Consider the following 19,838-nt stretch of genomic DNA (forward strand, 5'->3'; position numbering starts at 1 on the left):
AGGCGGATTTAAAAACCGCCTTACAGACCTCTATTCCGCCGCGCGACGGGGCAAAACCCATCCTGGTCGGACGAAATGGCAGGTATAGCCGTTCGGGATACGTTCAAGGTAATCCTGATGCTCGGGCTCGGCTTCCCAAAAATCCCCAACTATTTCCGTCTCAGTTACGACCTTACCGGGCCAAATTCCCGAAGCATCCACATCTGCTATCGTATCCAAAGCGACCTGTCTCTGCTCTTCATCCACGTGATAGATTGCGGAACGATAACTAAGGCCACGGTCATTGCCCTGTTGATTGGGTGTCGTCGGATCGTGAATCTGAAAGAAGAACTCCAAAAGCGCGCGATAAGATGTAACCGAGGAGTCAAAAATGATCTCAATCCCTTCGGCATGCGTGCCATGGTTGCGATAGGTCGCGTTGGCCACGTCACCGCCCGTATACCCGACGCGGGTCGAAATGATCCCAGGCTTTTTGCGGATCAAATCCTGCATCCCCCAAAAACACCCACCTGCAAGAACTGCGCGTTGCGTGCTCATGCCACATCCTCCACTTGGTTCAGATACGCACCGTACCCTTCGTCTTGCATATCATCACGATGCACAAAACGCAGCGATGCCGAGTTGATACAGTAGCGCAGGCCGCCCCGGTCACGCGGCCCATCGGGAAACACATGGCCCAAGTGGCTGTCGCCGTGTTTTGAACGCACCTCGGTGCGGACCATACCAAGACTGGCATCGCGTAATTCAGTCACATGGGCCGCTTCAATCGCCTTGGTGAAAGACGGCCAGCCGCAACCTGACTCATATTTATCGGACGAGGCAAACAACGGCTCTCCGGATACGATGTCCACGTAAATTCCCGGCTCTTTATTCTTGAGCAACGTGCCCGTGCCGGGGCGTTCTGTCCCGCTTTCTTGAGTGACATAGAATTCTTCAGGCGACAAAGTCGCGATCACGTCAGGGTTCTTTGCATATTCAGTCATTTTGGGCCTCCCCCGTGTTGTGTCGGGTCCAAGCTCATAAATGGTGCGAAAAACAATAAATGAAAGAGGGGATGCGATCACACTCTGTTGTTTTTCAGAAAGTGAGGCCAAGGACGACTTGGAGTAACGAAACAAGTCGCGTTATCAAACCAACCCAAGCAGGTGCTGCGCGTTCCGGCTGGTGGCCTCATAACACAAAAAAAAGGCCTGTGCATGCACAGGCCCATTTTCAAAAACCCTAAAGGTTTTTCTGTCTTTAGTTGGTCGTTGTAGAGCTGCTGCCGTCTGCACTACCCAAAACCGTAAGAACGGTAAGCCCGATAACCGTCCCCGCAGCAGTCAAGCCAGCGCCCAACGCGCCTGCGGCTTGACCTTCAAGCTTTTCCGCACCTTCGCCACCCGCAACGACGGTATTCAAAGGCACCTCTTGGGCCAATGCAGCGGTCGATGTTGCGGCCACTAAAACGGCTGCGGAAATCAATTTAAATGTCTTTGTCATGTCTAATCCTCCTATGGATTGTTATATGTGAATTAGTTCAATGGCTGTTCAAAAACAACCTACATCGGCAGTTAACAGAAAAAAAGCCTCTGGTTGCGGGTAAAATTGCACAAAAATGTCACTTTTTGAGCAACCGGGTGCGGACATAGCCAACTTCAGGGCCAATCCATTGCCGAGATTGCCGGACTGTCGCGTCATTGCGATCGATCCAATAATCATAGGTAATGATTCCTTTTGTGCCTGTGCAGTTTTCCTGCAAATGAAGCACATTGAACTTACGTTCCACGATCTCAATCGTCTCGGCTCCGACAGAACGCATTTCACACAAAAGATCGATGCGCGAAATTCCATTATCGCCGTTGTTTAGATAAAGCGTATGTGGGCCCGAAATCGGTGACCGTGATCCGATCGCTTTGACAGCCGCATTGGCGTCCGAGGAATTCAGATCATTACCAATGCCACGTGTGGTCACCACAACGCCTTGACGCAAAGTGACCTGAGAATCATCGGCCGTACGCCAAGTGCGCAGTGCGCCCGGCCCGCCATCCCGGCGGTCCGAAAAGGGCACCAAATAGGCAACTGCACCGCTTTTCTCGATGGAGATTTCCAACGACGGTACCGTAAGGCTCGCGATCAGTTGCGGCGTCAACTCAAGTGACAATGCAGGTTGTTCGCCTCGCGAGGCAAGCAAGGACTGCAGGGCGGTTTTTGCCTGTGCAGCTTGCGAGCCAGATGTTTCATCCCCCCCGGTACATCCGGCCAAAAACAATACGCAACCTGCGAGTGCTGATGTAAACGCGCGCATCATTGCCAAACTCTCCCGAAATCATTGGTCAGATCGGTCAAATGTCCGTCACGCACCTGTTCATAAAGTCGATCCGAAACGTTAAGCCGTTGCCCCCCGTCCCGTTGAACAGGTCGGATGGTTGTCGACACGGTTTGTTTCGACGGGCGCCCCGTAAACCAGCTGATCGGCACCGACAGCGAAATGCCTTTGTCAAACGAACCTTCACCGAAATCGGCGGCAGAAACGTTCGTCAAAGTAAAGAAACCACCAACGCGCCAACCGTTGGCAAACTGCCGTTCCATTGTAAACGTGGCACCATAGTCGCCCGCCAGATAGCGGCCTGCATCCAACTGACCGTAATATCCTTTGCCAAAGTCGTAATAAGCCGACACGTGGCCTGTCGCGACTTGATAATCTTGGAAACCAAAGCGCTGATCAAAATCGCGCTGTTTGACGTAGTTCGTTTCGACCCCAAGTGCGAGGCGGTTTTGGGTCGGTTTCCACAGTAATTCCGCCGAGACACCGCCAAACATCTGTTCCAAATAGCCTGTGCTGACCCGCGCGTAGGTGTTTTTGCTTGGTTTCCACTGTTTGGACACAAACAAATTTTCCAGTGTCGTGTCGCCACCCTGCGCGAACAAAATTGCATCTGTGCGCACACGCGGCAGAACCGAGTTGGACAGTCGGGTACTATCTTCAATATTCCCGACAAGACGATGACGAACTTCGCCGCTCAACAACCACCCCGGTGCGAACCGGAACCGCGCTTCGGCTGCAACGCCGCCTTCTGCCCGCAGAGGTTCATCCGGATCAAAGAAACTGGGTCGCAAAAACGGGCCAACAGAATAGCTGAACCGTGGATAAACATCTTCGGGCGCAACCGCGGCACTGGCGGCCCTTGGTTCTGCATCGCCAATGGTCGCTTTGGACAGCAAAAGTTCACTTGCGTTGGGCTGGAATTCAAGCGTCTCGAGGTCGCGGCGCGCCACGGTGACTTTTGACAAGGCAAGGCCATTATTTACCAGCACAATATCAAAGGTTTCGACGGACGGGGGCATAATCCGCGCCATTGAACGTGCCGTTCTACCCACAACGATAGCTTGGTTATCGTAACGAATGCTGGACACACGCGCTTCGGCACGTGTCGCAGATACCGTGATGCTTTCTAGTCTGATCCCATCATCGCGCAGCTCTGGTTCGATCGCATCGCGTACTTGCAAAGGTGCGCTTTCGGAAGCCGTCCAATCTGTCGCATAGGCCGCGGGGTTGGCCGAACGGTCAGGGCGCACAATGATCGGACGCGGGCCTGCAAGTCGGAACGTGGTGGCCGGATTTTTGGGATTCAATTGAAACTGGGCATTGATCCCTATCTCGGATCCATAGAGGTAATAGCCTCCCACCCGTAGGCGCTGCGTCACCTGGTATTCCGCACCAACGTTAAAGCTCGAGTTACGGGAAAATATGCCAAGCGAGGTTTCCAAATCATACGCGTCGCTTGAATACTCAGCCTTGAGGCCAAGCCGATCGTTGACTTGCCATTCAAGGCCAGCAAATGGCGAAACTGGCCCACGGAAAAATGAATCCGTCGAAGGTTCACCACCCGTGTCATTGGGATCGAAGGTTGGGCGATCTACACCGAATGGAGACCCGATACTGCCCTGCGAACCAAGCCTTCCCCATCCTAGACCACCCGTCACCTTAACCTTACCAGGCAGGCGAAGCGGTCTGCTGAAATTTTTAGTCGCGACAAGATATTCAGCTGCATAAATGCCCGTGCCAGAAAAATCCTGCAATCCAACGGTGACGGCCGGCTTATAACGACCTTCTTTGACCAGCTGATACCGGAAATCAAAGCTACGGTCGCGAAAAGTTTCAAACCCTCCCGAGTTAAAATCTTGCAGGCCGACATACCGGAAGGTTGCCGAAATACGCGGCGAGAACTGGAATGTCAGGTTTGTGCGCGTTATTCCCCCAAAGTGAGAAACACCAACGGCCAGCTGTCCGTCAGGCAAAGCCTCGGCACTGGGTAAATCGATCACACCGGGCGTCCCATAAAAGTTAAGAGAAGGCACAGTTGTCGTGACAGGAGGTTTTTCGGCTGTTCTTCCTTGGGCCGTCGCCACCATAGAGGCGGAACCAATCGCACCGCAGCTCGTTCCAGCCAATATCAATGCATGAAAGGTCTTTGACATTTTTTCGCTGCCCGATTTGAAAGTTCTTTTTTGATTGTCCATCTTAAACCATGCACATCCGGCCAAAATCAACTTCGGCGACCCAAGCTTGGGCGGACCGTTGGGAAAACGCGTCTTTCAGGATACAGGTGTGACGACGTCCTGATCGCCCACAGGAAGAGTTGTCGTCACAACGTAGCCCTCGACCCAACGCTGAGCCAACGCGCGTGCTGCATCTTCATCGCTCGCGGCAAGCGCGTGACGCAAAGATCGCAACGCCGAAGCAACTTCGATTTCACTCAACCGATCCTCGACAGTAAAGAAGATCTTTTTATGCCCTGTCCCAACCAACGCGCCATTCAGCGTCAGTTCTTCGGTCATTTTTTCGCCAGGGCGCAAACCGGTGAACTCAATCTCGATATCGCCGTCCAGATTATCGCTGTCCCTAACGCTTAAACCAGCGCTTTCAATGACTTGCCGGGCAAGCTGTTCAATTTTAACAGGTTTACCCATGTCCAAAACGAACACTTCCCCACCACGCGCCATAGAGCCTGCGCGAAGCACAAGATGCACAGCCTCTTGGGTGGTCATGAAATAACGCGACACATCCCGATGCGTCACCGTCAGCGGGCCACCTCGGCGCAACTGTTCTTGAAACAGCGGCACCACCGACCCGGAAGAGCCAAGAACATTGCCAAAGCGCACGATCGAAAAGACCAAATTATGTTTCGCAGCAATTCGGTCTGCAATATCCTGCACAACCAGTTCAGCAAGCCGCTTTGACGCGCCCATGATATTGGTCGGACGCACCGCTTTGTCTGAAGAAATCAGCATGAAACGTTCCACACCTGCCTCTGCGGCCTCAGTCACCAGCGTGTGTGTCCCAAGGACATTATTCGCAAGCCCTGCCAGCGGATTATGCTCAACAAGCGGCACATGTTTATACGCGGCAGCGTGCAAAATGACTTCGATTTTATGCACCTGCAAAACACGCCGAACTTGCCGCGCATCAGTCACTGACCCCAAAAGAGGCACAATTTCGATGTCGTAGTCTTCTGATAGAAGAAGCATTTCTTGATGGATTTGGTAAAGTGCAAGTTCACTAAGCTCATAAAGCACGATCTTGGCAGGGCGACACTCCAGAACCTGTCGGCTCAATTCTGAGCCAATCGAGCCGCCCGCTCCTGAAATCAACACGACCCGTCCGGCATAGGCCTCAGCCCCTTCACCCGGTCGCGTGTTCACCTCGTCACGACCAAGGAAGTTGCTCGGATTGACGGGTGTCAGCTTTTCCAAAAGCGCCTCTTCACCGATCAGCTGGGAAAAGGATGGCAGTGACTGAACTTCTAGGCCCATGCGTTGCAAACGCCGGGCGATCTGCATCTGTTTTGTGTGGCTTTCGGACGGAATGGCCAACAACACGCGGTCGATCTTTTTCTCGGCCACGATTTCAGCAATGCGCGCCGGGCTGTAAACCGGCAAACGAAGCACATTGACCCCTTGAAGGGCTTGATTATCGTCTGCAAAGGCAACAGGGTCGATCAATTCGTGACTGCGCAGGGCTGAAACCAGCTGCATGCCCGTCGTCCCGGCCCCATAGATCAACACGCGACAGCGGTCGGTTCCATTGCGGTAAATCGCCAGCACGATCTGCAACAAGATCGCGCGGCTGATGATCGAAAACACAAAGAACGTGATGCCAAATACGACCTGTGTGCTTAGCGTAACCGGCATTTTCGCAGCTGTCGTAAGAAGCGTCGACGTCATCGCCAACAGCCCCGAAAAGACGGCCGTGCGACCAATGGATCCTGCCTCGTAGTCATTCAACATAGTCGAAGAAATACCCAGCCAAACCGAAAGACCCGTCGCGACGACCAACATGTAAGGCAAAATCGGCAGGTACATCTGCGTCAGCGCCAAAGCGCTTGACGTGCTGACTTGCAAGGTGAACGCAAAGAAGATCGCCGCAGGAATCAGCATCGCATCAATTGCAATCAACAAGTTCCGCTTCTGCGAACGTGACAATGACTTTAGCAGACCAAGCATTTTAGTCCTCTTGCCCGACGCGCCGGAAATCGACAGATCGCAAGCAATAAAAAAACAATCCAGAGGCTCGTTTCGAGCCGAAATAGTACGCCATAATCGCCGTTTATAATCGAAAAATGACAGGTAATGCAAAACGTTAACACTTCCGATAGCATTTTTCCGCCGTCTCGCGTGCTATCCGCTGTTTTTAGGGCCTTTTTGCCGCTTTCCGCGGAACAAATTTCCGATGGTTTGGAACACCAAATCAAAATCATAGCAGGTGTTCTGATTCTTTTGATAGATCAGATCAAGCTTTGCTTTGCGCGGCACACAGACCCGCGTATAGACATCATCGGTTTCTGCTGGCGACGCACACCGCGCCAACAAGCGATCCTCGTGCTTGTGAAATTTGACAGTCGCCAAACCGGTCACACCGGGTCGAGATTTTAACACATCACCATAAATTTCGGGAAACCGTTCGACATATTCCCGCAACGGCGGTCGCGGACCAACAAAGCTAAGGTCGCCGCGCAAGATATTCCAAAGCTGTGGAAATTCGTCCAAGCGGCGCGCGCGCAGCTTCGCGCCCAAAGGCGTGATCCGCGACGTCTTGTCCCCGCCGGACACACCCGCATCTGCATCGACCACCGTCATGGTGCGGAATTTCAGTAACCCAAATCCTTGCGTCGGCGTTTTCATCCGTTCAGCCACATAAAACAACGGCCCGCCTTGCTTGCGCCAAATCACAAAGCACAAATAAAGAATGACCGGCCCAAGGATCAGCACCAGCAAGCTGGCAAAGAACAGATCAAAGATACGTTTGCGCCACGTCATTGTTCACCCGTTGTTTTTCGCCAGTCCGCGACTATGCCCTGCGCAGTACTGTCACTTGTATCGAATGTGATAAACCGCTCCAACACACGAGTGTCGAGAGCCACTTGCCCAATCGTTCCCTCACCAGCCACCTTTGGTTGCCAGTGTCGATGTGCGGCATCCAAAAGCTCGCCCATTTCGACCGCCCCAGGCGCTGCCACGTTCATCAGCGGCGGCAAATCGGAAGCCATGCAAAGCTGCGACAGAACGCGCCCAAGGCACGCAGGCCCGATATAGCTGCGCTGCGGGGTCGTCCCATCTGCCAAAACATCAAGGGCAAATCCCGGCTTCCATCCGCCAAGGATCGCATCCGCGCCCGCCACGTTTCCGAGCCTCAAAACCGTGTTGGGATGTTCGTGATCTGCCGCCATCTGTTCCATTGCCAACTTCGCGACGCCATAAGGGGCCTGCGGCGCTGTTGGCCCGTCCTCGCTCAAAGCGCCAGACACGCGCCCATAGACAGCCGCGCTGGAAAATAGAAACACGTGACCTGCATCCACATCTTGCGCTGCATCAAGCGTGCGGCGCGCAAGGTCGATATTGGCCTCCATCGACCCTGCCCCCCCCGGCGTAACCCCGGCAAAACAAAAAACGGTTTGGGTGCCAGTCAGCGCTTTGCGCAATGCGTCACTGTTGCGAATATCGATGTCCTGGCGGGTCAACCATGTCGCAGGGCGCGGAAAAACAGGGGCCAACAACTTGCCCAGCCTTCCACCGCCACCAAGGACAACCACGCGCACCCGCTATGGCACTTTGATTTGAATGTCGTCAGGCACCAACCCGTTGATCTGGCGAATATGTTCAGGCAGGCAAACAGTCAGGAAATCGTAACTATCCACCACGTGCTGACGCGCAGCCGGGCCAATATGCGCAAAGCTCTTGGGGCGCGCCAGAACTTCGGAAACTTGTGCAGCAATCGCCTCGGGGTCAAAAAAGTCGACCAGCAGACCCGTTTCACCATGCGTCATTGCCTCGCGGACCGGGGCCACATCGCTGGCCACAATGGTCGCCCCCATGGACATGCTTTCCAGCAGTGACCACGACAGCACGAACGGCATTGTCAGATAGATATGGCATGTGCTGATTTGGATGATGTTCTGATAATCTTCAAAGGGCACCTGCCCCAGAAAATGCAGCCGGTCCCAATCGAGCAAATGCCCAACTTCGGCTTCCATCTGGCCACGTAGACCGCCCGGATGCTTGGACTTTCCGCCATAGGACACGTCGTTGCCACCAATCACCAGAATACGGGCGTTGGGCCGCGCTTTTTGAATATGCGGCACGGCGCGCATAAACTGGTGATACCCCCGCGTGGTTTCCAGATTGCGCGCCATAAAGGTCACGATCTCGTCTTTGATAGTCAGTGGGCGGCCGATGCGGCCCAAGGACACGCTGGCCTTTTTATTCGGCTTCAGAATGTCGGTGCGGATGCCATCGTGACAAACGTAGATCTTGTCGTGGAAGCTTTCTGGAAAGCGGTTGCGCTGCCACATGGTTGGACTGTGCCCCAGATCCACCGCCTCGATATTCACAAGTGGCACGACGTTGTGCCCGTGCATCAAATAGGGCGCGTGGTCACTGACTGGCGCTTCAGGGTCAAAACCTACGGGACCGCCGTGAACGGAATAAAAGTACTCAAAAAAGCCGATCATGGGGGTGTCAGGCAACACTTCTCGGAAAAAGGTCATCTCGCCCCAGCCGACATGTCCGATGACGATGTCAGGCTTGAACCCACCTTCAACGATTTTGCCAAGCGCCTGAACCGCGCCAAAGCCATTGCCCGCAGCGGTTTCCCATGTCTTTGACAGGCCATAGGCATCATTGGCAGCAACATGATGGGTTTTGTAAACAACCGTCCGCACACCTTGGATATCAGGGTGTTTTTCGCGTTGCGTCAGAAAGACGATTTCGTGTTCGCCCTGTGCTGACAACCATTGCACAAGTTCTCGGTACTGGCCCGGCATGTTTTGGTGCACAAAAAGAAGTTTCATCGCGTCCTCACAAACACCATCTATGGATCACAGATTTGCCGCCTTACGCAGCAAGGGCGGCATCCAGAAGTCGACGCACATCACGCGCATAGGGCGCATTTTCAAGGCGCGCGATTTCCTTGCCGTTCTTCATCACAAGCAAGGTTGACCGGCGCGTGACCTTCAACCGTTCGGTCAACTGTGAACGGCCAAATGTGTCCCAATCTACGTCAACAAAAGCGATGTCCCGGTAAGCCGGGTTTTCAGCCAAAGCTTCAGCGATCAGATCGGCTGTGATTTCGCAGGTCAACGACCAGCTGGCCCGGTAGTTCATGATCACAACCTCGTCCCGGTCGCGTACATCGCGCCACACGGCAGGCGTAAACATTTCAGCAGGATAGGCCAGCGACAGGGTTGGTATGAATGACGCAGCAGAGGTCAGTAAAAATGTACGGCGGTGCATGTTGGTGCTCCGAATAAATCTGATTTTTGCGCACAATATGAACCACCCCAGCGTGCGCAAGGGGTCGTGTTCAGGTTTTGCGTTGGCGTGACAATTGCACCGCAAGAATGCCCGCCGCGATAATTGCAACGCCAAGCACATCCAAAGGCCCCAAGCGTTCGCCTAACAACGCGGCTGCAACCGCGACACCAAAGAACGGATTAAGAAAGTGAAACGTCGTCGCTTTGACGGCCCCGATGCGTTCGACCAGCGCAAACCAGATCCACGTCGCAAACAACCCCGGCCCAAGGGTGGTATAGATAAAGGCCACAATCAGCCGTGGCGTGACGTTCACATAGATCGTTTCCGTCACGGCAGAGGCTGCAGCCAGCATGCACGCACCAACGATCATCTGTAGGCCAACCACCATCATCAGATTGCCACCCGCCGACATCGTGCGCATCGACAATGTCGCAACCGTCAGGGCAATCGCCCCCACGACACACAAAGCAACGCCGTAAAAGTCCACGCCTGCTTCGATCCGCGAGGACATGATCAACACCACGCCCGCAATCCCCAGCATCAACCCGATGACGCCCAGCATCGGCAGCTTGTCACGAAACACCACCCAACCGGCAAAAGCCACCAACAACGGCAACAAGGACGCGATGATCGACGCCAAAGACGCCTCGACCGTTTGCATCGCATAGAAATTCAGGCCCAGATAAATCGCGTTCTGGCAGACGCCAAAGATGACCGTCGCACGCCATTGATCCCGCGTTAGGTTCCAGGACTGGCCCAGCGCACGTGCAATCGCGATCCCGATCAGTCCGGATACAAAAAACCGCAAAGCCAGTGACGCCAAAGGTGCTGCATCCGCCACAATGATCCGCGCCGAGGTAAAAGCCGATGACCAAATGAACGCAAAGGTAAGGCCCATTAGAATCGCACGAATATCCATGTGGGCTGCCTTCCTTTTCAGGCTGTTTTTGCCAGCAAGGCCCCTTGATCACAACCCTTTGCGGTGCATGTTATCTTGGGATTTGGCACAAGCTTTGCAAACTCAATCGGAGAAATCCCATGACACTCTCGCGCCGCCAATTTACCGGATTGACCTTATCAAGCTTCGCTGTGCCCAGCGCAGCCTTGGCCCAAGACATGTCAGCATTAGACGCGATGCATGCGCCTTTGTCTGGTACAACCAGTGAATTTAACGCGGCGATGGCCTTTATCAAAGCACGCGGCAATCCTGATATGGCGGCCGGCCTCATCACCTCGTTGCGCTTTTCGCGTGCGCGCGGCCCACAGATCGCCGATGCCTTGACGGCCATCACGGGACAGGATCATTTTACCGACTGGTTCGAATGGACGCTTTGGCAAGAACGCAATCCACAGATCAAACCGCACCCAGATTTCCCAGATTTCATACGCGAAGTGTTGGTGCGTGTAGACGACAACTTTGCTGATTTCCTGCGCCCGGAACACATCCAACCCGACAAAATGAAAATCCGCCTCGAAGAAATCACATGGGGTGGCGTGGTCAAAGACGGTATTCCATCGCTGGACAATCCCGTTTTGATCTCGGCCGAACAAGCGGGGTACCTAAAGGGCGATGATCTGGTCTTTGGCGTGTCGATCAATGGCGATGTGCGTGCCTACCCGTTACGAATCATGGGCTGGCACGAGATGTTCAACGAGGTCATTGGCGGCGTCCCCGTCGCATTGGCGTATTGTACACTGTGCGGGTCTGGTATCTTGTTCGAAACGGATGTGGCCGGGCGATCAAAGCCGCTGGTGTTCGGGTCTTCGGGGTTCCTTTATCGATCTAACAAGTTGATGTTTGATCGCGAAACCAATTCGTTGTGGAACCAATACACAGGGCAACCCGTCGTCGGCCCATTGGTTGATAGCGGCATTGCCCTGAAACAACGCCCCGTCGTCATCACCACTTGGGACAGCTGGAAAGCATCCAACCCCGACACCAAAGTGTTGGATGTCGAAACCGGGCATCGCCGCAATTACGGGTCCGGCGTTGTCTACAACGACTACTTTTCCTCGCCTGATCTGATGTTCCCGGCAGTGGTCAATCAAGACGCGCACAAACAAAAGGACTATGTGTTCGCCGTGCGTCAATTTGGTGCCGCACGGGCATGGCCGCTGGATGCCTTTGCCGCAACTCCGCTGATCAATGACGCGATTGCAGACACTCCTTTGGTGCTGATTGGTGATGCACAAACGCGCAGTGTACGGGCCTATGAACGCGGCGCGCACAGCTTTACGGCCCAGAACGGTAAGATCAACGACCAAACCGGAGCGGAATGGCGCGTGGCCGAAGACATGCTTTTGGGGCCAGACGGCACCAACCTATCGCGCGTCGCCGGGCACATCTCATATTGGTTCGCATGGGATAATTATCTAGGCGACGCCGCTACGGTCTATGACGGGTAAAACGAAAAAAGGCCGCCCCTAGAGGCGACCCTTTCTCGAAAAGTCTGAGGTAAGACTTATTCGTTCACGCTGTCTTTCAGCGCTTTGGCGATGGTCATCTTGACGACCTTGTCCGCCTCTTTCTTGAATTGCTCACCGGTGGCAGGGTTGCGCACCATACGCTCGGGGCGCTCACGGCAATAGATTTTGCCAACACCGGGAAGTGTGACAGCGCCGCCGCCCGACACTTCGTTTGTGATCAGGCCACAGATCGCGTCCAGCGCTTCGCCAGCCGATTTCTTGTCTGTCCCCATGTTCTCGGCCAGTGCGGCGACGAGTTGGGTCTTTGTCATAGGTTTTGCCATTTTCTGGTCTCCTTCGTCTGCCCGACAATTAGGGCCTTCCAACCGATTTGTAACGGTATGTTGTGGGAAAACACAATGAATAGTGGGCGTATGCAAGTGAAAAACAGGGGCATTTCGCGGATTTTGGCCCAGAATCGTCGGTTAAAGGAAGGCCGTCTCGTCAAAGGCCCGCAATTTTCGACTATGGATGCGTTCCAAGGGCATGTCGCGCAGGTGTTCCATGGCTCGGATTCCGATCATCAAATGGCGTGCAACTTGTTCCTTATAAAAGTCCGAGGCCATTCCCGGCAGCTTCAATTCCCCATGCAGCGGCTTGTCAGAAACACAAAGCAACGTGCCATAAGGAACCCGGAATCGATAACCATTGGCCGCAATCGTCGCGCTTTCCATATCAAGCGCGACGGCGCGGGATTGCGATAGGCGCTGAACCGGGCCACGTTGGTCACGCAGTTCCCAGTTGCGATCATCATGGGTTGCAACGGTGCCAGTGCGCATGATCCGTTTCAGTTCATACCCCTCAAGCTTGGTCACTTGGGCCACGGCCGTTTCTAACGCGATCTGGATTTCGGCCAGTGCTGGGATTGGCACCCAAGGCGGAAGGTCATTGTCAAGAACATGGTCTTCGCGCAGGTATCCGTGCGCCAAAACAAAGTCGCCCAGCGCCTGAGAATTGCGCAAACCAGCGCAGTGGCCGACCATTAGCCACGCATGTGGCCGCAGCACAGCGATGTGGTCGGTCGCGGTTTTTGCGTTTGAGGGGCCAACGCCGATATTGACCAGCGTGATGCCACCCCCATCCGCGCGTTTCAGATGATAGGTTGGCATTTGCGGCGTTTTGGGGCTGTCGGGCAGCACTTGATCACCTTTTGTGATCTCGGCGTCCCCAGTGGACACAAACGAAGTATAGCCGCTTTCGGGATCGTCCAATTGCGCACGGGCGTAGGCTTCGAATTCCGAGACGTAGAACTGGTAGTTCGTGAACAGAACATGGTTCTGAAAATGATGTGGCTGCGTCGCTGTGTAGTGGGTCAAACGCGCAAGGGAATAGTCAATGCGTTGCGCCGTGAACGGGGCCAGCGGCGCGATGCCATTCACTGGCTCATACACCCCATTTACGATGTCGTCGTTGGTGTTGCTTAGGTCTGGCACATCAAAAACATCGCGCATCGAAAACGATGCAGCACCCTGTTGCGGCACTGTGATGGACGTATCATTCGCAACAGCAAAATGCACCGGCATCGGCGTGTCGGAATAACCGATCTCAACCGGTTGATCGTGGTTCGCAATCAACAATCCGATTTGCTGCACAAGGTAGCTTTCGAACAAATCAGGGCGCGTCACCGTCGTCGCATAGGTGCCCGGGTTGGGCACATGGCCAAAGCTTAGGCGCGTGTCGACGCGCGAATACGACGTCGTGGTAAACCGGATTTCGGGATAGTAGGCGCGGATGCGTCCTTTGGGCGGGCCATCCGTCATAGCGGCCATGAATTGGTCGCTCAGGAACTGTACGGCATCGTTATAAAGCACCTTCAGATGTGCAACGGCACGTTTGGCGTCATCAAATTCCAGATGGGCTTTGCCGCCCTGTGTCAAAGTTATCATGTTGTTGGCTCAAGTATTGGGATGAATTCAAAGGTGCGCACATCGACCAGCCCTAAATCAGAGATCCGCAATTCGGGGATAACGACAAGGGCCAGCAACGAATGCTGCATATAGGCGTTATTCAAGGTACAACCACAATCCACCATGGCTTGCACTAGTTTGTCTGCTTTGGCAGCGACTTCGCGCGCAGGGCGGTCAGACATGAGGCCCGCAATGGGCAGTTCGACCAGCGCCAGTTCTTGGCCATCGCGATAAATCGTGACGCCCCCGCCCACTTCGGCCAGACGATTGGCCGCCAGCGCCATTTGCGCGCGATCGGTGCCAACCACAATCATGTGGTGGCTATCATGGGCTACGGTCGAGGCCATGGCCACTTTGCCTTGATAGTTAAAGCCCGCAACCAGCGCGTTGGTGACGTTTTCGGAGCCTTGGTGCCGTTCAACCAATGCGATTTGGCAGGTGTCGCCGTGGGGTTCGACCTTGCCATCGCTGACAGGCATGTCGCGTTTTAACGCTTTGGTCGGCGCTTGGTTTTCGACCACGCCGATCACATTGGCAGTGACCGAATTACGCCCCTCGGGCGCTTTGATCTCAAAATCCGCCGCTGTCTTGGGTCTCCCCATGTGCACAGTCTGACGCGCACTCTCTGGCCAATCCAGATGCGGACACGTCACAATCAGCTCACCGTCTATGGCGACAGTTTTACCGCGCGCGATGACCTGTTCGATCGGCAAGCTTTCAAGGTCAGAGGTCAAGATCACATCCGCCCGCCGCCCCGGCGTCAGCGAACCGATCTCGCGTTCCAACCCAAAGTGCGTAGCCGTGTTGATCGTCGCCATCTGCAACGCCACCAGCGGGTCGCATCCACATGCAATCGCGTGACGCACTACACGGTTCATATGGCCCTCGTTCACCAGCGTGCCGGAATGGCAATCATCGGTGCACAGGATCATGTTGCGCGGGTCCAGACCTTTTTGTGTGATCGCAGTGATCTGCGTTTCCACATCATACCAAGCCGACCCCAGCCGGATCATCGACCGCATCCCCTGACGCATGCGCGCGATGGCGTCGGATTCAACCGTGCCTTCGTGATCGTCCGCCGGGCCACCGGCCACATAGGCGGCAAAGGCCGGGCCCAAATCAGGCGAGGCATAGTGCCCGCCCACCGTTTTGTCTGCGCGTTGCGTCGCTGCAACCTCGGCCAACATTTGCGGATCTGCAGCAGACATGCCGGGAAAGTTCATCATCTCGCCGAGGCCAATGATACCCGGCCACGCCATCGCTTCGGCCACATCCTCCGCTGAAATCTCATAACCCGTGGTTTCCATCCCCGGCGCAGAGGGCGCGCAGGACGGCATCTGCGTCCAGATGTTGACGGGCTGCATCAGCGCCTCGTCATGCATCAGGCGCACGCCTTTCAAACCCAGCACATTGGCGATCTCGTGTGGGTCGGTGAACATGGTTGTGGTGCCATGCGGGATGACGGCGGCGGCAAATTCCGCGGGGGTCAGCATGCCCGACTCTATATGCATATGCCCGTCGCACAGACCGGGGATCATATAACGGCCATTGGCTTCGATCACTTCGGTGTCGGGACCAGTGCAATAGGACGCATCCGGAACCACACAGGCAATACGGCCCAACTTGATTGCAATGTCATGGCCCGGCAAAACCTCGCGCGTGTGGACGTTCACCCAAATACCGCCACGAATGACAGTGTCAGCATGCGCGCGGCCAGCGGCGACATTCACCAGATCAGCGGCAACATCCGGCCACGTGGGAAAAGAAGGGGGGGAAAGGTCATGTTCCATGTCCTAAAGGATCACGACATAACGATCTGCGCAAGAGGGGCTGATGCAATGTCGTAAAACCTTCATTTCGCTTGACGGGTTTGCGACGTGGCGCAAATGTCATGGCATGGATTATGACAACATAGATGCGGATAGCTTTGGGCGCAGTCTGCGTGGGATCGGGTTAAACCTGCTGGTGCGCGATGTCGGTGCGCAAGTCGCGTTCCTATCGAACGTGTTCGACATGCAAGCACACCAACCGACCGCCGATTTCGCAATCATGACCTATGGCGATCAAGTATTTCAACTGCACAGCGATGGAACGTATCATAGCAACCCGCTGCTTGGGTTGTTGCCCGAAAATCCACCACGCGGCGGCGGGATTGAGATCAGGTTATATAACACCGACCCAGAAGACGCGGTCGCACGCGCCAAGGAACACGGGGGCACGATCCTGCAAGAACCAACCGACAAACCCCACGGCCTGCGCGAGGCGTATATTCTGTGCGAAAATGGATATGCTTGGGTGCCGTCACGGGGGAAGAGCCTCTAAGCCGCAGTCGCAGGATGAGCTATGCAGATCGGCTCTGAGCCCGAGGTGACAGGTCTCCTACGAAACGTCGAAAGTTTGGTCGGCCGATGTGGCGCCAAACGTGTCGAGAGTTGTCTCACTTTCGCCTCAAAATCATGTTCTTTTCCGTTCCATGACACAAGAACAGACCAATATTACTAGATTTGAAAAATCGTCACGAAGCATCGCCGCAGAGAAATCAATTCATCTGGCGATATGCATTGTGGGAGCATTGATGTTCGCAGGCCCAATTTTGCTTGTCGAAGGAGTATCGACAATGGCCCTGATTGGGCTGATCTTCGGGTCTATTATAGCGCTACTTCTCGCGGTTGTGGTGACACGAGAGATCTTGACGGTTCTATCGTCTGATGAATCATGGTGGGTCTCGGTGTCTGACAACCAACTAATTTGGCACTCTCCGGTTGAAAAACAGATGAGTTCCTTTTCGATTGATTTGATAGAAATTCAGTCAGTTCAGCGGCATAAGACACGGTTTCGGAATAGTAAACGAAACCCGAAAATCGAGCACTTCATCAATTTGGGCAGCGGTAAAAAGATCAAGATAGACGGCCAGAAATCCGGGATAAATCCAAGTAAAGTATTTGATGAGCTAGAGAAACGCGGCCTGAGATTCGACAAAACGGATGAGTGGAAAGGCTCAGGAGTAAAGTTCGCTACGTCCAGCTAGGTTGTCGTTAATTCGTCTTTCCTTGCACCGGAACTTCATTGAACTGATATTGAGTTGCTAAAGAATGATGGCTTCGTCCCGATTGCAGACAGCCGATCGACATATGGTTTCCACGCCCCCTTTGACACGCATCAGCCCCGGCCAATGTCGCAATCAGAATAGCGTTTGGGGTTGATTGCCACCAGAGTGTCTTGCACGTTGCATCCAAACCCAACCGGAGCAACACACCATGACCGTCACAGAACTTCGCCCGAACATGGACCATTGGCAGGAACGTGTGGACCTTGCCGCGGCCTTTCGCTGGACCGTGCGCCTGAATATGCACGAGGCGGTCGCGAACCATTTTTCGCTGTCCATCAACGACGATGGCACCAAGTTCTTGATGAACCCTAATCAGATGCACTTTTCGCGCATCAAGGCATCTGATCTGATCGTGGTCGATGCCAACGACCCTGCAAGCATGGAAGGCCCCGATGCGCCTGACCCAACCGCGTGGGGCTTGCATGGCGGTATGCACAAATTCTGCGCCCATGCGCGTTGCGCCATGCATGTGCATTCGCCCTATGCCACGGCGCTCGCTGCACTGGCTGACAGCACCTTGCCGCCTGTCGATCAGAACGGGTGCATGTTCTTTAACCGCGTGGTCGTGGATAGCGACTATGGTGGGTTGGCGTTTGAGGAAGAGGGCGAACGCTGTGCCAAGATGTTCGATGATCCGCGCAAAAAGGTGATGGTGATGGGCAATCATGGCATCATGGTTCTGGGCGATACGGTGGCCGACACCTTCAACCGCATGTTCTATTTTGAACGCGCGTGTCAGACGTATCTGCTGGCGCTGCAAACGGGTAAACCGCTGCGTTTCATCCCTGATGATATCGCCGAAAAAACCGCGCAGGAAATCGAGGATTATCCAGAACAGGACGAACGCCACTTGGCCGAATTGAAATCCATTCTGGATGAAGAAGGCTCAAACTATGCCAGCTGACGCAGAGGAGGTGGAGGCCGGCCGTTGGAACCATCGCCCGCCGACGCCCATCGCGCAGAACCCTTTGTTTCAGTGGCCGCCAAAACCGGTTGCGATTTTTAAATGGTACGCCGCGTTCTGGTTCGAAATCTCGACCACGACGCTGTGCCTTGTGCTGGCGCTTGGCGCTTATTTCCTAATCTTGCCTTCATTGGACGCGATGCAGACCTTTCAACCCGGTTGGATGATCCGCGTATGGCTGGCCAACCTTGTGCCGCAATGTCTGATCGCAGGTGCGTTGCATCATTGGCTGATCACCCGAAAACGCCAAGGGGACGCGACCAAGTTTGATCCGCGCGATCAGAACCGCAAGAACGGGTCGTTTACTTTTAACAACCAAGTGCTCGACAACATGTTCTGGCACATCGCCAGCGGCATCACCCTATGGAGCGTCGCGCAGATTGGTGTGTTTTGGATGATGGCGAACGGTTATGCGCCGACGCTGCTGTTCCCGGACAATCCGATCTGGTTTGTGGCCGCCTTTGTGCTGGTCCCGATCTGGAGCAGCTTTCATTTCTATTGGGTGCACCGCCTATTGCATTGGCCCCCACTTTATAAGTTGGCCCACAGCCTGCATCACCGCAACGTCAATGTTGGACCGTGGTCTGGCATCGCGATGCATCCAGTTGAACATGTACTGTTTTACACCAATTTCCTGATCCATCTGATTGTCCCAACGCACCCGCTGCACGTTATGTTCCATGGTTATGTGCAATCGACCCACCTAGTGTTTTCGCATTCTGGTTTCGAAAATTTAGTGGTCAAGGACAGCAAGCAACTGCGTATGGGCGTGTTCTTTCATCAACTGCATCACCGATACTTTGAATGCAATTACGGCACAGTAGAAATGCCATGGGATCGATGGTTCGGAAGTTACCACGACGGCACGGGCCAAGCGACCGAGGAAGCGCGCGCGCGCAAGACGCAGATGTACACCTAAGCTTTGCGGAAGGCCAAAAGCAGGGCGGTGTCGCGTGCATGCGGTCCTGTGGCGTCCGCCGCATAAATCGCGACTTCGGCCTGATGCACTTGCGTGATACGCGAGGCGATCTCGTCCATCTTGGCGGCAAAACCGGCAGCTTGAAAATGCTGGGCGTTCACCGACAAAACGATCCAGCCCCCTGAGCGTACAGCGTTTAACACAGCCTCAATACCTTGCGGCCCCACATGCCCATGGGTGAACGTGCCCGAACTGACAGCGCCCTGATACAGACCCTCGGGCAAGTCCAATCCATCGTACACATCCCCTGTAAACAGGTGTCGATAGGGGCCCTTGGCCTTGGCTTGATCCAGCATTGGTTGCGAGATGTCCGTGCCGTCCACAGGCCCAACGCCAAGCGCAGTCAAGGCTTCTCCGCACAGACCTGTCCCTGCGCCCACGTCTAAAACCGGGCCAAATCCACCCATCAACGCAAAGTAACGCGCGACTTCGAGGTGCAGGATGTACCCACTGTTTTGCGCAAAACTGAGGTCGTAATTTGCCGCCCATTTCGCATAAAGCGCCACGGATTCAGCCGGAGTTTCCAGTGCATACGCACGGTTCAGATCTGGGTCATCACTCATGGACATGATTTGGCAAATTGTACGCCACAATGGCAAGGGGCTTGTCGAACCCCTACAG

The 19,838-nt window shown here is 54.6% G+C and carries 20 protein-coding genes; 5 read left to right on the plus strand and 15 right to left on the minus strand.

Features of this window, described 5'->3' with window-relative positions; translation table 11 throughout:
* Nucleotides 1-30: 30 nt before the first annotated feature.
* The 11 genes from msrA to ABJF76_RS18430 form a co-directional block, all read right to left on the minus strand.
* The gene (gene msrA / locus ABJF76_RS18380) at nt 31-537 is read right to left on the minus strand and encodes a peptide-methionine (S)-S-oxide reductase MsrA (protein WP_413819158.1); all 507 of its coding nucleotides are present in this window, start codon (nt 535-537) and stop codon (nt 31-33) included.
* Nucleotides 534-983 carry a peptide-methionine (R)-S-oxide reductase MsrB gene (gene msrB / locus ABJF76_RS18385; RefSeq protein WP_413819157.1) on the minus strand — a complete coding sequence of 150 codons (450 nt, stop codon included), beginning with the start codon at nt 981-983 and terminating at the stop codon, nt 534-536. The genes msrA and msrB overlap by 4 nt, the downstream gene beginning before the upstream one ends.
* A gap of 256 nt (nt 984-1,239) precedes the next feature.
* On the minus strand, nt 1,240-1,482 hold the full coding sequence (locus tag ABJF76_RS18390) for a hypothetical protein (RefSeq protein ID WP_413819156.1): 243 nt from the start codon (nt 1,480-1,482) through the stop codon (nt 1,240-1,242).
* Nucleotides 1,483-1,600: 118 nt separating this feature from the next.
* Complete coding sequence (locus ABJF76_RS18395) at nt 1,601-2,290, minus strand: YjbF family lipoprotein (RefSeq protein WP_413819155.1); 690 nt, start codon at nt 2,288-2,290, stop codon at nt 1,601-1,603.
* Nucleotides 2,287-4,461: a YjbH domain-containing protein gene (locus ABJF76_RS18400; protein ID WP_413819154.1), complete on the minus strand. Its 2,175-nt coding sequence runs from the start codon at nt 4,459-4,461 to the stop codon at nt 2,287-2,289. Before ABJF76_RS18400 ends, ABJF76_RS18395 begins: the two co-directional genes overlap by 4 nt.
* A 117-nt stretch (nt 4,462-4,578) precedes the next feature.
* Nucleotides 4,579-6,486: a polysaccharide biosynthesis protein gene (locus ABJF76_RS18405; protein WP_413819153.1), complete on the minus strand. Its 1,908-nt coding sequence runs from the start codon at nt 6,484-6,486 to the stop codon at nt 4,579-4,581.
* A 174-nt stretch (nt 6,487-6,660) separates the two neighbouring features.
* Nucleotides 6,661-7,299 (minus strand): sugar transferase, encoded by a 639-nt coding sequence (locus ABJF76_RS18410; RefSeq protein ID WP_413819152.1) that lies wholly within the window; start codon nt 7,297-7,299, stop codon nt 6,661-6,663.
* On the minus strand, nt 7,296-8,078 hold the full coding sequence (locus ABJF76_RS18415) for an NAD-dependent epimerase/dehydratase family protein (RefSeq protein ID WP_413819151.1): 783 nt from the start codon (nt 8,076-8,078) through the stop codon (nt 7,296-7,298). The genes ABJF76_RS18410 and ABJF76_RS18415 overlap by 4 nt, the downstream gene beginning before the upstream one ends.
* A gap of 3 nt (nt 8,079-8,081) precedes the next feature.
* Nucleotides 8,082-9,329 (minus strand): glycosyltransferase family 4 protein, encoded by a 1,248-nt coding sequence (locus ABJF76_RS18420; RefSeq protein ID WP_413819150.1) that lies wholly within the window; start codon nt 9,327-9,329, stop codon nt 8,082-8,084.
* A 43-nt stretch (nt 9,330-9,372) separates the two neighbouring features.
* The gene (locus ABJF76_RS18425; RefSeq protein WP_413819149.1) at nt 9,373-9,771 is read right to left on the minus strand and encodes a thioredoxin family protein; all 399 of its coding nucleotides are present in this window, start codon (nt 9,769-9,771) and stop codon (nt 9,373-9,375) included.
* 70 nt (nt 9,772-9,841) lie between these two features.
* Nucleotides 9,842-10,711 carry a DMT family transporter gene (locus ABJF76_RS18430; RefSeq protein ID WP_413819148.1) on the minus strand — a complete coding sequence of 290 codons (870 nt, stop codon included), beginning with the start codon at nt 10,709-10,711 and terminating at the stop codon, nt 9,842-9,844.
* A gap of 119 nt (nt 10,712-10,830) precedes the next feature.
* Here ABJF76_RS18430 and ABJF76_RS18435 point away from each other — a divergent pair, with 119 nt between their 5' ends.
* Nucleotides 10,831-12,198 (plus strand): DUF3179 domain-containing protein, encoded by a 1,368-nt coding sequence (locus ABJF76_RS18435; protein WP_413819147.1) that lies wholly within the window; start codon nt 10,831-10,833, stop codon nt 12,196-12,198.
* A 56-nt stretch (nt 12,199-12,254) separates the two neighbouring features.
* Here the strand turns inward: ABJF76_RS18435 and ABJF76_RS18440 are convergent, their stop codons facing one another.
* From ABJF76_RS18440 to ade, 3 genes are all read right to left on the minus strand, one after another.
* Nucleotides 12,255-12,542 carry an HU family DNA-binding protein gene (locus ABJF76_RS18440; protein WP_413819146.1) on the minus strand — a complete coding sequence of 96 codons (288 nt, stop codon included), beginning with the start codon at nt 12,540-12,542 and terminating at the stop codon, nt 12,255-12,257.
* Between the two features lie 141 nt (nt 12,543-12,683).
* Nucleotides 12,684-14,144, minus strand: a complete 1,461-nt coding sequence (locus tag ABJF76_RS18445; RefSeq protein WP_413819145.1) for an AMP nucleosidase — start codon at nt 14,142-14,144, stop codon at nt 12,684-12,686.
* Nucleotides 14,141-15,955: an adenine deaminase gene (gene ade, locus ABJF76_RS18450; RefSeq protein ID WP_413819144.1), complete on the minus strand. Its 1,815-nt coding sequence runs from the start codon at nt 15,953-15,955 to the stop codon at nt 14,141-14,143. The genes ABJF76_RS18445 and ade overlap by 4 nt, the downstream gene beginning before the upstream one ends.
* Nucleotides 15,956-16,061: 106 nt before the next feature.
* Between ade and ABJF76_RS18455 the strand changes: the two genes are divergently transcribed.
* The 4 genes from ABJF76_RS18455 to ABJF76_RS18470 all read left to right on the plus strand — a co-directional run bounded on the left by ABJF76_RS18455 (nt 16,062) and on the right by ABJF76_RS18470 (nt 19,157).
* On the plus strand, nt 16,062-16,487 hold the full coding sequence (locus ABJF76_RS18455) for a VOC family protein (protein ID WP_413819247.1): 426 nt from the start codon (nt 16,062-16,064) through the stop codon (nt 16,485-16,487).
* Nucleotides 16,488-16,782: 295 nt separating this feature from the next.
* Complete coding sequence (locus ABJF76_RS18460) at nt 16,783-17,193, plus strand: hypothetical protein (RefSeq protein WP_413819143.1); 411 nt, start codon at nt 16,783-16,785, stop codon at nt 17,191-17,193.
* A 229-nt stretch (nt 17,194-17,422) separates the two neighbouring features.
* Entirely contained in the window at nt 17,423-18,178 is a 756-nt protein-coding gene (locus ABJF76_RS18465; protein WP_413819142.1) for a class II aldolase and adducin N-terminal domain-containing protein, read from the plus strand.
* The gene (locus ABJF76_RS18470) at nt 18,168-19,157 is read left to right on the plus strand and encodes a sterol desaturase family protein (RefSeq protein WP_413819141.1); all 990 of its coding nucleotides are present in this window, start codon (nt 18,168-18,170) and stop codon (nt 19,155-19,157) included. The genes ABJF76_RS18465 and ABJF76_RS18470 overlap by 11 nt, the downstream gene beginning before the upstream one ends.
* On the opposite strand, the gene ABJF76_RS18475 is transcribed toward ABJF76_RS18470, so the two are convergent.
* On the minus strand, nt 19,154-19,780 hold the full coding sequence (locus tag ABJF76_RS18475; RefSeq protein WP_413819140.1) for a class I SAM-dependent DNA methyltransferase: 627 nt from the start codon (nt 19,778-19,780) through the stop codon (nt 19,154-19,156). The two genes, ABJF76_RS18470 and ABJF76_RS18475, sit on opposite strands and share 4 nt — an antisense overlap.
* Nucleotides 19,781-19,838: the final 58 nt, after the last annotated feature.

Source organism: Tateyamaria sp., assembly GCF_039940735.1.
Classification (GTDB): Bacteria; Pseudomonadota; Alphaproteobacteria; order Rhodobacterales; family Rhodobacteraceae; genus Tateyamaria.